The organism is Streptomyces sp. NPDC059851 (assembly GCF_042732005.1).
In the GTDB taxonomy this organism is placed as follows: Bacteria; Actinomycetota; Actinomycetes; order Streptomycetales; family Streptomycetaceae; genus Streptomyces.
Window position 1 is genome coordinate 1 of the sequence record NZ_JBHWJJ010000113.1, and the last position, 12,754, is coordinate 12,754.

Consider the following 12,754-nt stretch of genomic DNA (forward strand, 5'->3'; position numbering starts at 1 on the left):
GACTTTCTATTACCCCTCTTTGTACACACACCGGGGGCGCCCGCTTCTGTGGGTGTAAACCGTCGGTCTCTGGGGGCCGGGGGTTTCGCCGGCCCCGCCTTCGCCGGTGCGTGCGGTGGAGGAGGGGAACGGGGTGGGTGCGTACCGCCCCGCGTACCGCTCCGGGGGTGTCCCCGGGGCGCCGCTCAGCCGTTGGTGGCCGGTCGGGCGGCCGCGCGTGCGGTGGGGGTCCGCTCTCCGTGCGCCGGGCGGCGGGCGCCACCCGGCGCGGCCGGTACCCGCTCGGAGCGGACCAGGTGCGAGCGGCCCGCGTGGTGCGCGGGCCGGGGCACGGTGGCGTGCCCGGTGCCGCCCGCCGGGGCTGCGGCCTGTGCTCCGGCCTGTGCGGCCGCCGGGGCGCCGGCCGCCGGTTCCGCGGTCCGGGCCGCGGCCGGGGCGCCCGCCGCGGTCGGGGAGCCGGAGGTCCCGGGGACGCGCTGGAGCTGCCACTTGCCGCCCGCGGAGAGCAGCGGGACGAGCACGGTGGCGACCGGCACGGGTACCGTTCCGGCTTCCACGCGGCGCCGCATCCGCTCCCGCCGCTCGAACACCCAGGCTTCGACGCCCGCGATGAGCGGCTCGAACCAGGGCAGCGCCAGCATGATCAGCAGGCCCGCGGACCAGCCGAGGAGGACGTCGCTGACCCAGTGCGTGCCGAGGTAGACGGTGGTGGCGCCGACGCTCAGCGAGACGACCGCGGAGACCACCGACAGCACCCGTCGGGTGACCACCGTCGAGGCCAGGTAGGCCAGGATGCCCCAGGTCACCACGGCGTTCGCGGTGTGGCCGGAGGGAAATATGTCACCGCCGGCGAACAGCTCCGCGGAGCCGATCGTGGTGGCGTAGTGCGGGCCGAGGCGGCCGAGGCCGAGCTTGACCGAGCCCACGGTGATGTTGAGCAGGAGCAGCGCCACGCCCAGTGTGATCAGCGGGCGCAGGGTGTGCTGCCGCCAGGAACGCCAGCCGAGCCATGCGGCGACCATGACCGCGGTGGGCCCGCGCTGCCCGAGCACGACGAGGTAGTCGAGGAAGGCGTGCAGTTGCGGCCACTGGTCGTACGGCCGGAAGAACATGACCTGCCAGTCCAGGCGGACGAGCCAGGACGTGGTCAGTACGGCCACCACGATCGCGAGATAGAAGGCGAGGGTCGCTCCGAAGAGCACGACGCGGTGCCGGCTCATCTGCGGCGTTTGCAGATGAGCCGGTCGCTCGGGTTCCCGGTCCAGTCGGGCGAACACCCGCTCCAGCCGGGACAGGATTTGGTCGGTACGCACGTCAATCGACGTTACCGCGCGCCGCTGGTCGGCCCGGGCGAATCACCGGGTTTGTGATGACCATGTGATGTGGAGTTGGTCTCACGCGGCACTTAATTCCTGGGATTAAGGCATTAGTTGGAGTGTCGGATCCATTGGCCCGGTCATTGTTTCGTACTTCTGGCCGGGCTTTATCGGTGACGTTCATTTCCTTTGCCGAAACATGGATCGGAATGATCCATTCCGTTGCGTGGGCGTGGGCGTGGGCTCGGGCTCGGGCGCGGTCACGTCTGCGGGCCGCCCCCTACGGCGGGCCCGAGCCGTTCAGCCAGAAGGCCCCGTACACCGCCGACGCCAGCGCCACCGCCCCCAGCACCGCGGCCGCCCTGCCCGGCCGCAGGCGGGCCAGCGCCACCGCCGCCGGCAGCAGCAGCGGGAAGGCCGGCATCAGCAGCCGCGGCTTGGACCCGAAGTACGCCGACGCGCCGAGCGCCAGCGCGAGGACGATCCCGGAGTACACCAGCAGCACGGCCGGCTGCCGCTGCCGCACGCACAGCGCGTACAGCCACAGCACCAGCACCACGCCCGCGATCAGCCCGATCCCCGCCGGTGCCGCGCCCGAGGCCAACTTCTCCCCGATGAACCGGGCGAAGGCCGTGCCGCCGTCGAAGCCGTTGCCCCAGCCGCCCTGCACGTCGAGGTACCCGAGCAGCCCGCGCCCGGTGTCCGAGCCCACCCACAGCACGTACGCCGCCGCCCCCGCCGGGGCCAGGGCCGCCCCCACCGCCATCCACCAGGAGCGCTCGCCGCGCCGCCAGGCCAGGGCGATCGCCACCCACACCGCCGCGACCACCGCGGCACCGACCGGGCGGGTCAGCCCCGCCCCGGCCGCGAGCAGTCCCGCGACGGGCCACCGGCCGCGCAGGGCCGCGTACAGGGCCCAGGCGGCCAACGCCGTGAACAGCGACTCGCTGTACGCCATGGACTGCACGATGCCCACGGGCAGCGCGGCCCAGACGCCGGCCGCGAACACCCCCGCCCGGCGCCCGTCGACGCCGAGGTCCCGCCGGGCGCACACCAGGTCGGTGACGGCGAAGATCCCCCAGGCCGCGGCGAGCCCCGCCACTGCCGAGACCACCAGGCCCGCGGAGCCGTGTCCCAGCCCGGTCGCCGCCGAGACCAGCCGCTCCAGCCAGGGCAGCATCGGGAAGAAGGCGAGGTTCGAGTGGACGGCCCCGCCCGGCAGGACCACTTCGTACCCGTACCCCTCAGCGGCGATGCGGGCGTACCAGAGGGAGTCCCAGCGCGCCGACAGCAGCGTGTGCGGACTGCTGCCCGCTCCCGCCCCCCATGCCGCCAGTACGCCCAGCCCGAGCAGTCGGACCGCCGTGAAGACGGCCAGGGCGGGCGCGGCCCGGCGAAAAGCATGATCTTTCACAGGCATGATTATCGGTGGCGACCGTGGCGGGCCCCGAGGCCGAACCACGCGTCGTGACCGGGCGTGTACGTGGAGGCAGGGCGAGGAGGGGCTCGGGTGGGGCGAGTGGCGTACACCACACCGCGGCCGCCGCCGCGATGAGAGCTTGACCACGTGCCGGACAAGCGGACTCGCGTACGCTGACCGTTCACTCGCATGTCGATGCCGGACCCCGTAGGACGCCGCCCCCGTGCACACCCCGGCGGCTCCGCCCGAGACGCTGGTCCGCCGAGTGCGAGCGATTCATCTGGGAGGTACATGCATGTCGGGGACCAACGCGGCCGACCGCAGGACCGCCGACAGCAGATACGCCTCCGACGGGCCCGCCGACCGCGCGCCCCTCGGGGCGCGGCTGCGCGCGGCCTCCGGCGGGACCAACCGCTGGGTCGTCCTCGCGGTCCTGTGCGTCAGCCTGGTCCTCGTCGCGCTCGACGCGACGATCCTGCACGTCGCCGTCCCCTCCGTCACCGAGGACCTGCGACCCGGCTCCGTGGAGCTGCTGTGGATCGTCGACGCGTACCCGCTGGTGTGCGCCGCGCTGCTGATCCTCTTCGGGACCCTCGGCGACCGGATCGGCCGCCGCCGGATACTCCTGCTCGGCTACACCCTCTTCGGTGCGGCCTCCGCGATGGCGGCCTTCGCCGACCACGCCCAGGTCCTCATCGTCGCCCGCGCCCTGCTCGGCGTCGGCGGCGCGATGATCATGCCGGCCACCCTGTCGATCCTGCGCCAGGTCTTCCCCGACCGGCGTGAACGGGCGCTGGCCATCGGCATCTGGACCGCCGTCGCCGCGATCGGCGCCGCCAGCGGCCCGGTCCTCGGCGGCTTCCTCATCGAGCACTTCTGGTGGGGCTCGGTCTTCCTGATCAACATCCCGCTGATGGCCCTGATCCTGCCGCTCGGGCGCTGGCTGCTGCCCGAGTCCAGGGGCGCCGCCGACGGGCCGTGGGACGTGCTCGGTGCGCTGATGGCCGCCGGCGGTGTGCTCGGGGTGGTCCTCGGGGTCAAGCAGCTCGGCGCCGAGCGCCGGCTCCTCGACGCCGAATCGCTGCTGCCGCTGGTGCTCGGCGTGGCCCTGCTCGTGCTGTTCACCCGCCGGCAGAAACGCCGCGCCCACCCGCTCATCGACATGCGGATGTTCGCGCGCGCCGCCTTCTCCACCTCCGTCGGGTGCATCGTGCTCGCCATGCTGGCCCTGGTCGGCCTGGAGCTCCTCGCGGTCCAGTACCTCCAGCTCGTGCTGGAGCTGAGCCCCCTGGAGACCGGCCTGCGGCTGCTCCCGCTGACCTTCGCGGCCATGGCTGCCGGGGCCACCGGCTCGTACACGCTGGCCCGGGTCGGGCCGCGCACCATGGTCTCGCTGGGCTTCCTGCTGACCGCCTTCGCCGTACTGCTGCTGACGCTCATGGGGGAGCACGACCGGCCCGTCCTGCTCACCGTCGGCTTCGTCCTGCTCGGCTTCGGGCTCCAGACGACCCTCTTCGCCGCGTACGAGTCGATGTTGAGCGAGGCGCCGGCCGAGACCGCCGGCGGGGCGGCCTCCATAGGCGAGACCTCGTACCAGCTCGGCGCGGGCATGGGCATCGCCCTGCTCGGCAGCGTCATGAACGCCGCCTACGCGCCGGGGCTGCTGGACGTCCCCGGCGTGTCCCCCGAAGACGCCCGGAGCGCCGCGAACTCGCTCGGCGAGGCCTACCAGATCGCCGGCCGGCTGGGCGGCGCGGCGGGTGAGTCGCTGTTCGACGCGGCGCGCCACTCGTTCGTGCAGGGCCTGCACATCACGTTGGTGGTCAGCGCCGCCCTGCTGCTCGCGGGGGCCCTGATGGCGCTGAAGCTGCCGAGGGCCATGGAGTGCACCGACGCCCGCGAGGACGCCGACGCCGACCCCGCCGAGACCGCCGGCCGTACCGATCCGGCCGTGACCGCCGGCGCCGAGCGCGCTGGGCGTCCCGCCCGGACCGAGGCCGCACCGGCGGGCGAGGGACCGCGGATCCCCGGTCCGGCGAGGCCGGGCCGCGACGCGCTCGCCGGCCCGGCCGGGGGTGGACCGGGGGCGGCGGCAAGGACAAACTTGCACCGCTAGGTTCATCCTCTGGCCCGCCGGGAGGCCCCGTGTCCTTCGTACCCACCGATCCGCTCGGGCTCGACGAGCTCCTCAGCCCCGAGGACCTCGCCGTCCGCGACACCGTGCGCGGCTGGGCCGCCGACCGCGTCCTCCCGCACGTCGCAGAGTGGTACGAGACCGGCGAGCTGCCGGTGATCCGCGAGCTGGCCCGTGAGCTCGGCTCACTCGGGGCCCTCGGCATGTCCCTGACGGGATACGGGTGCGCGGGCGCCACCGCCGTGCAGTACGGGTTGGCGTGCCTGGAGCTGGAGGCGGCCGACTCCGGGATCCGCTCCCTGGTCTCCGTCCAGGGCTCCCTCGCCATGTACGCGATCTGGAAGTACGGCTCGGAGGAGCAGAAGCAGCGCTGGCTCCCCGGCATGGCGGCCGGCGAGCTGATCGGCTGCTTCGGGCTGACCGAGCCGGACATCGGCTCCGACCCCGCGGCCATGCGCACCCACGCCAAGCGCGACGGCTCCGACTGGATCCTGAACGGCCGCAAGATGTGGATCACCAACGGCTCGGTAGCAGCCGTAGCGGTGGTCTGGGCGCAGACCGACGAGGGGATCCGCGGCTTCGCCGTGCCCACCGATTCGGCCGGCTTCTCGGCGCCCGAGATCAAGCACAAGTGGTCGCTGCGCGCCTCGGTCACCAGCGAGCTGGTCATGGACGACGTGCGGCTGCCGGCCGACGCGGTGCTGCCGGGGGTCACGGGGCTCAAGGGACCGCTGGGCTGTCTCAGCCACGCGCGGTACGGGATCGTCTGGGGCTCCATGGGCGCGGCACGGGCCAGTTTCGAGGCCGCGCTCGACTACGCGCGGACGCGGGAGCAGTTCGGCCGGCCGATCGGGGGCTTCCAGCTCACCCAGGCCAAGCTGGCCGACATGGCGCTGGAGCTCCACAAGGGCATCCTGCTCGCCCACCACCTCGGCCGCCGTATGGACGCCGGTACCCTGCGGCCGGAGCAGATCAGCTTCGGCAAGCTCAACAACGTCCGCGAGGCCATCGACATCTGCCGCACCGCGCGGACGGTCCTCGGTGCCAACGGGATCTCGCTGGAGTACCCCGTCATGCGGCACGCCACCAACCTGGAGTCGGTCCTCACCTACGAGGGCACCGTGGAGATGCACCAGCTGGTACTGGGCAAGGCACTCACCGGGCTCGACGCCTTCCGGTGAGGCCCTGCCTCAGCTCTGGTTGAAGAAGTCGCGTGACCGGCCGCCGGTCTCGCCGCTCACGATCTGGGTGTCGGCCGGGGTCAACAGGAAGACCCTGGTCGCCACCCGCTCGATGGAGCCGCGCAGGCCGAAGGTCAGACCGGCCGCGAAGTCGACCACGCGCTTGGCGTCGGACGGGTCCATCTGCGAGAGGTTCACGATCACCGGGACGCCCTCGCGGAACAGCTCGCCGATGGCGCGGGCGTCGCGGAAGCCGTCTGGCGTGACCGTGGCGATCCGGCGGCCCTGCTCGACGGCCGACTCCGACGCGACTCTGACCCGGGGGTCGGTGACCCACTGGTCGCCCGGTCCCGCAACGGAACCGTGCGGGGCCTCCGCGTAGTCGTCGTCGTAGTAGCGCTCGTCGTCGCTGTCCTCCACGAGACCCAGCCAAGCGCTCGCCTTGCGTACCGAACCCATGGACGCCTCCTCTCTCACCGCGGTCAGTCTGTTTCTCTCCGCTGCCCCTATGGTCGTCCATCATGCTGACAACGCGCCAAGTGGATAGCCGCCGCGCAGGGTTTTCGTGACGGTACTGGTGCAGAACATCCGTTGCACCGTCAGGATCCCGCTGGGCGCCACTGCTGACAGAGTGAAAATATGAAGACTGCCGCCGTCTGAGTGGGCGGCACGGGCGTACGGGTGACTGATCCGGCTCGATACGATGCCCCTCTCGCAAGCGATTGACACACGGGGGACCTGGTTTGTTCGGCATCGTCAGACCCTGCGCGCACCGGCTCGGGGAGCGTTTCAAGACGGAGTGGATGGCCCATCTCTGCGGGCTCTGCCTGGCACTCAGGGGAGATCACGGACAGTTCGCCCGGATCGTGACCAACTACGACGGGCTCCTCATATCCGTTCTGACGGAGGCTCAGTCGGGCCCCGCCCCCGGTGCCCGGCGCACCGCCGGCCCCTGCCCGCTGCGCGGCATGCGCACGGCCGCCGTCGCGAACGGGGAGGGCGCCCGACTCGCGGCCGCGGTCTCGCTCGTCCTCGCCTCGGCGAAGGTGCGGGACCACGTGGCCGACCGGGACGGCCTGTTGGCCCGCGCACCGATCGCCGCGGCCGCGCGCCGGGTGGCCCGCGGCTGGGACCGCGCCGGCGCCCGCACCGGGGCCGCGCTCGGCTTCGACACCGCCGTGCTCCTCGACGCCGTGGACCGGCAGACGGACATCGAGGCGCTGGCCGGCCCGGGTACCCCGGTCCTCGTGGTGACCGAGCCGACGGAGACCGCGACGGCCGCGGCCTTCGCCCACACCGCGGCACTCGCCGGACGACCCGGCAACGCCGCCCCGCTCGCCGAGGCCGGCCGCTACTTCGGTCGGCTCGCACACCTGCTGGACGCGGTCGAAGACCAGGCGGCGGACGCCGAGAAGGGCGCCTGGAACCCCCTGACCGCCACCGGGACCCCGCTCGCCGAAGCCCGGCGGCTCTGTGACGACGCCCTCCACGGCATCCGGCTGGCCCTGAAGGAGGTCGAGTTCGTGGACGGTGGCCTCGCCCACCGGCTGCTGGTGCACGAGCTGCGGACTTCGGTGGACCGGGCCTTCGGCACCGGCTCCTGCGGCCACACGGCCATGAACGCGGCCGGGCAGGGCGGCGGCTTCGGAGTGCCGCCGCAGGGCTACGGCCCGGGCGGCGGGAACCCGTACGGGGGCGGCCCGTACGGCGGGAACCCGCCCGGCGGCGGCCAGTACGGCGGGGGCCACTATGGCGGCGGCCCCTACGGCGGGGGCCCGGGCGGCCCGGGTGGTCCCGGGATGCCGCCGCCCATGGGCCCGGGGGGCGGCGGGCGGCCCCCGCGGAAGCCCCCTCGCGGGCTGCTCTCCGGCTGCGCGGTGGCCGTGGGGCTGTTCTGCACCTGCCAGTTGTGCTGCACGGAGTACGAGGGCCCGTGGTCCCGAAAGAAGCGGGACGCCTGGTGCGACTTCTGCGAGTGCTGCGAGCCCTGCAACGGCTGCTGCCGGAGCTGCGGCGACAGCGACAGCAGTGGCGCTGAGGGCGGCGGTGGCGGCGGGGGCTGCTGCGACTGTGACTGCGGCTGCGGCTGCGACTGAACCGGGAGGGGCCGGGACGGCGGGAGGCGGGGCCCCGGGTGGGCCGGGGGCCCGAGCGGGCCGCGGTGCGGCGGCCCGCCGATCCCCCGTCAGGTGACGCCCGCCGTCCCGGGCACGGGCCCGGACGGCGTACAGCGCGGTTCCCGCCGGGGCCGGCGTGGAAGGGCTGAGCGGCATGAACGATGTCGCAGACGCTCCCGCGACGGCCCGGCGCGGGCGGACGGAGGCCGAAAGATGCCCTTGCCGCCCATGACCGGCGCCGCGACACTCCCGACAGCGACTGTCCGGGAGGTTGTCAGGGGCACGACGAAAAATAGTGCGCCCGCCGTACCTCCGGCTGCGCCTCACGGGCTCCGGCTCCCCCACATCCGCCGGGCCCCCGATCCCTCCCGGGAGGACGAGAAGTGAGGATCAAGAGCATCATCCGTACCCGGCTGCTCGCGGTGGCCGCCGGCCTGGCTGCCGTCGCCGGGCTCGCCGCACCCACCGCCGCGAACGCCGACGGCGGCTTCAGCGCGACCCAGCTCGCCTCGGCCAGCGCCGCCGTCGAACGCGCCGACGTCGCAGGCACCGCCTGGTACACCGACCCCGCCGGCGGGACCCTGGTGGTCGCCGTCGACTCCACCGTCACCGCCGCGGACCTCGCCAGGATCCGTACGGAGGCCGGAGCCGACGCCGCAGCCCTGCGCATCGAGCGCATCCCGGGCACCCTGCGCAAGCTGATCTCCGGCGGCGATGCGATCTACGCGTCGAGCTGGCGCTGCTCGCTCGGCTTCAACGTGCGCAGCGGAAGCACCTACTACATGCTGACCGCCGGCCACTGCACCGACGGCGCGGGCACCTGGTGGACGAACTCCTCGCGCACCACGGCGATCGGCCCGACCGTGGGCTCCAGCTTCCCGAACAACGACTACGGCCTGGTCCGCCACGACAACGCCTCCCTGACCCGGCCCGGGACCGTCGGCAGCCAGGACATCACCAGCGCCGTCAACGCCACCGTCGGCATGTCCGTGACCCGGCGCGGCTCCACCACCGGCACCCGCAGCGGCTCGGTGACCGGCCTCAACGCCACCGTGAACTACGGCGGCGGCGACGTCGTCTACGGCATGATCCGCACCAACGTCTGCGCCGAACAGGGCGACAGCGGCGGCCCGCTCTACTCCGGTACCCGAGCCGTCGGGCTCACCTCCGGCGGCAGCGGCAACTGCACCACGGGCGGAACCACCTTCTTCCAGCCGGTCGTCGAGGCCCTGAACGCCTACGGGGTCAGCGTCTACTGACGCCCACCGCGACCCTGACGGCACCCACCGGCACCCGGCACAATCATGAGCCCCCGCCCGAACCCCCGGGCGGGGGCTCGGCATTGACGGAAAGCGAGGCGGGGCAATGGGCAGTGCCACCTCCGGCCCGGGCGGCCCGGCGTCGGACGCGCAGCGGCGGATCCGGCGCAGTCCGATGCTGTTCACCGCACCCCTGGTGCTGCTGTGCGTGCTCGTCGGGATCCTCGTCTGGGAGGTCGTCCGGGCGAACCTGCCCGAGGCGACCCGCGCGCACTGGCCGTGGCGGCTGCAGCTGATGAGCGAGGAGCCGCTCGCCAGCCTGCTGGCCGTCGCCGCGGGCGCCGTCCTGGCCCGGGCCCAGTACGCGCGTACGGTCCGGCCGATGCTGGGGTGGCGGTCCGCCTACACGGCCGGGGAGCTCCCGGGGGAGGACCGGGCGTGGAGCACCGGCGTGTTCAACGGCGGTCAGCACGCCGCGACACTGCAGAGCATCGACTACCGCCTGGTGATGGAAGGCGATCAGGTCGGCGGCCCGGTCAACGAGGACGCGTGGACCGGTCTGCGTGCCGTCGGCGAGCAACTGGGTGCGGCGGGGCTGCGGCAGGCGGTCGACTACAGCCTCGTCGCGTTCGGGCCGGGGTTCCCCCTGGTGGCGACCGGTACGTACGAGACCATACGGACGGGGGTGTTCTCGAAGCGGTTCGTCGACGAGGTACGGGCGCTCCACATGCGCATCCGCGTGACGGACAGCGTCGGGGACACGCACGAGCGGATCATCGACTGCCTCAAGGGGGCCCGCGAACCGGTCGTGGCCCCGCCGGAGAGTCCGGGGGGCGGCCCGGCGTCCGTGCCGTCGCCCCGTCCCGCGCCCGCCGAATGAGCTCAGCGGAGCCAATCCAGTGCCTCCGACAGCGCGTACTGCGCGGCGAAGTGCCCGGCCCCGGGTGCGAGCACGCGGGTGCTGCCGGGAATCTGCGCCGCCAGCCAGTGGAAATGGCCCGTGGGCGAGAAGACGTCTTCGGCGCCGTGCCAGAGCATGACGGGACAGGCGATCGCCCCGGGCTCGAAACCCCAGGGCCGGCAGAAGGCCAGTGAGTCGTCGAGCCAACCGTGGGCGGAGGAGCGCAGGCCCTCGCAGTGGCTGTCCGCGATCGCCTGCCGTACCCGTGCGTCGGCGAGGACCCGCTCATCCGCCTCCGTGAGGTCCGCCCGCAGGTCCTGCAGCAGTCGGCCGGGGTCCCGACGGATCACCTCGGCCCGCAGGTCGAGCTCATGCTCCAGGGCCTCCGGGTCCCGGGCGGCCAGCGAGTGGTGCGCCACGTTGTACGGGGTCATGCCGGCGAACCAGTCCAGCCCGGCGGCGTCCCTGGGAGCGAGCCCCACCAGAACGGCCGCCGCCGTCACCCGGCCGGGTAGCAGTGCGGCGCAGGCGAGGGCGTGCGGACCTCCGCCCGACCGTCCGACGACCGCGAAGGAGCCCACGCCCAGGGCGTCCGCAACGGTGGCCGCATCGGCGGCGGCGTCCGCCACGCGGCGGCCCGGGCTGCGGTCGGAGTCCCCGTACCCGGGCCGGTCGTAGGCGACGAACCGGAACTGCGGGTGCTGCTCGGAGACGTCGCGCAGCGCGGCACCGAGACGGCTTCCCGGCGTCCCGTGGTGCAGCAGTACCGGCAGCCCGGCCGGATCCCCCCACTCCTCGGCGATCAGCTTCCGGTCGTCCCCGGACGGTACCTCGACGCGCACTTCCGTCCTCCGGTCCCGTGGGCGGCAGACTTGCACCGTTTGTCGATGGAAGCACACGTGCAGGCACCCGGGGGGCGGATGCAGCGGAACCGGGAGCGGTGGTGGCGCCCGCCACTTCCCGCCCGTCGGCGCCCGCGGAGGCGCCGCCGTGTGGCGCGGGCGTGACCGCGGGGAGAAGGGCTCGTTTCGGATGCCGCGTGGCGCACGGGGACCGTTGTGCCGTTCCGCGCCGGTTGGTTAGCGTCGGGGCGCATTGCCGGTGCACCGTGTCGCCCTCACCAGGAGTGTCCGTGAAGCCGTCCCGCTCTGCCCTGCTGTCCCTCGGAGCCGCCATGGCGCTGGCCGCCACGGCCGCCGTCCCGGCCGCCCGGGCCGCCCCGGCCCCGACTGCGGACGGCGGGGCCGTCGTCCGCCAGTGGTACGACACCACCGCGCAGACCGTCGCCGCCGCGGGGGTGACGACCCAGATCACCAACAGCCGCACCTGGGCGATCAGTTGGCTGGCCGCTGCTCGCGCCGCCCGGGAAGCACCCGCCGGCCGCGACCGGGCCGCCTTCCAGGACGCGGCGGTCGCCTCCGCCGTCCACGACGCCCTGGTCTCCCTCGCCCCCGCCCGCGCCCCGCAGCTCGACGCCGCCCTCGCCGCCACCCTCGGCCGAATCCCCGACGGCCGCGCCGAAGCCCTGGGCGTCGCCGCCGGGGCCCGCCAGGCCCGGGCCGCCCTCGCCGAGCGCGAGGGCGACGGACTCGACCCGGCGGCCGTGAACACGCCCTTCACCGTCCCGCCCGCCGCCCCCGGCGTATGGCAGCCGACGCCCGACGGGTACGCCCCCGCGGTCCAGTACGGCAACCGCGTCGCGAAGCCCTTCCTGTTGGACTCCCCGTCCCAGTACCGGCTCGGCCCGCCGCCCGCGCTCGACTCCCGCCGTTACCGGCAAGACCTGGCCGAGGTCCGCGCGTACGGAAAGGCCGACAGCACCGTGCGCACCCCGCGCCAGACCGAGACCGCCGAGTTCTGGTACGGCTCGTCGCTGACCCTCTACACCGAGCCGCTGCGGGTGGCCGTGACCCGCTCGCACCGCTCGGCCGCGGGGCGGGCGGAACTGGTCGCCCTGTACCACGCCGCCCTGGTCGACACGCAGATCGCCACCTCCGACAGCAAGTACGCCCACACCCGCTGGCGCCCCGTCACCGCGATCCGGACCGGCTCCCTCGCCCCCGACCCGGCCTGGACCCCGCTGCACCAGACCCCGGCCCACCCCGACTACCCCAGCGGCCACACCACTTACGCGGGGGCGTCCGAGGTGGTCCTGGGCGCCCTCGTCGGGGCCCGGACCGCGCCGTTCTCGTTGACGAGCCCGACCGCACCCGGCGTGCGCCGGACCTACACCGGCTGGGCGGAGCTGACCCGGGAGAACGTCGACGCGCGCGTCTTCTCCGGGATCCACAGCCGATCGGCCGACGAGGCGGGCGTCGTCCTCGGCCGGACGGTCGCTCTGCACGCCCTGCGCCACGCCGACCGGCTCTTCGAACCGGCGCCGGGCCGGTAGCGGCCCAGGCCCAGTAGCCCGGCCGCTCGGAGGT

At 73.8% G+C, this 12,754-nt stretch carries 10 protein-coding genes; 6 read left to right on the forward strand and 4 right to left on the reverse strand.

The genetic code is table 11. The annotated features are described in order from the left end of the window. Positions 1-185: 185 nt before the first annotated feature. Both ACFV7Q_RS29185 and ACFV7Q_RS29190 read right to left on the reverse strand, forming a co-directional pair. Complete coding sequence (locus tag ACFV7Q_RS29185) at positions 186-1,313, reverse strand: phosphatase PAP2 family protein (protein WP_385432813.1); 1,128 nt, start codon at positions 1,311-1,313, stop codon at positions 186-188. 283 nt (positions 1,314-1,596) lie between these two features. After that, the gene (locus ACFV7Q_RS29190) at positions 1,597-2,736 is read right to left on the reverse strand and encodes a hypothetical protein (protein WP_385432815.1); all 1,140 of its coding nucleotides are present in this window, start codon (positions 2,734-2,736) and stop codon (positions 1,597-1,599) included. Between the two features lie 295 nt (positions 2,737-3,031). Here ACFV7Q_RS29190 and ACFV7Q_RS29195 point away from each other — a divergent pair, with 295 nt between their 5' ends. Both ACFV7Q_RS29195 and ACFV7Q_RS29200 read left to right on the forward strand, forming a co-directional pair. Then, entirely contained in the window at positions 3,032-4,852 is a 1,821-nt protein-coding gene (locus ACFV7Q_RS29195; RefSeq protein ID WP_385432816.1) for an MFS transporter, read from the forward strand. Between the two features lie 29 nt (positions 4,853-4,881). Continuing rightward, on the forward strand, positions 4,882-6,051 hold the full coding sequence (locus tag ACFV7Q_RS29200; protein ID WP_385432818.1) for an acyl-CoA dehydrogenase family protein: 1,170 nt from the start codon (positions 4,882-4,884) through the stop codon (positions 6,049-6,051). A gap of 9 nt (positions 6,052-6,060) precedes the next feature. Here ACFV7Q_RS29200 and ACFV7Q_RS29205 read toward each other — a convergent pair whose 3' ends face one another. Beyond that, positions 6,061-6,510, reverse strand: a complete 450-nt coding sequence (locus tag ACFV7Q_RS29205) for a cell division protein SepF (RefSeq protein ID WP_385432820.1) — start codon at positions 6,508-6,510, stop codon at positions 6,061-6,063. A gap of 284 nt (positions 6,511-6,794) precedes the next feature. Between ACFV7Q_RS29205 and ACFV7Q_RS29210 the strand changes: the two genes are divergently transcribed. From ACFV7Q_RS29210 to ACFV7Q_RS29220, 3 genes are all read left to right on the forward strand, one after another. Continuing rightward, positions 6,795-8,147: a DUF5685 family protein gene (locus tag ACFV7Q_RS29210; RefSeq protein ID WP_385432821.1), complete on the forward strand. Its 1,353-nt coding sequence runs from the start codon at positions 6,795-6,797 to the stop codon at positions 8,145-8,147. Positions 8,148-8,551: 404 nt separating this feature from the next. Further along, positions 8,552-9,427: a S1 family peptidase gene (locus tag ACFV7Q_RS29215; protein ID WP_385432823.1), complete on the forward strand. Its 876-nt coding sequence runs from the start codon at positions 8,552-8,554 to the stop codon at positions 9,425-9,427. Between the two features lie 106 nt (positions 9,428-9,533). After that, complete coding sequence (locus tag ACFV7Q_RS29220) at positions 9,534-10,307, forward strand: hypothetical protein (RefSeq protein ID WP_385432825.1); 774 nt, start codon at positions 9,534-9,536, stop codon at positions 10,305-10,307. A gap of 2 nt (positions 10,308-10,309) precedes the next feature. On the opposite strand, the gene ACFV7Q_RS29225 is transcribed toward ACFV7Q_RS29220, so the two are convergent. Continuing rightward, entirely contained in the window at positions 10,310-11,170 is an 861-nt protein-coding gene (locus ACFV7Q_RS29225) for an alpha/beta fold hydrolase (protein WP_385432827.1), read from the reverse strand. Positions 11,171-11,460: 290 nt separating this feature from the next. On the opposite strand from ACFV7Q_RS29225, the gene ACFV7Q_RS29230 reads away from it, so the two are divergent. Next, complete coding sequence (locus tag ACFV7Q_RS29230; protein ID WP_385432829.1) at positions 11,461-12,720, forward strand: vanadium-dependent haloperoxidase; 1,260 nt, start codon at positions 11,461-11,463, stop codon at positions 12,718-12,720. The last annotated feature ends 34 nt before the right edge of the window (positions 12,721-12,754 follow it).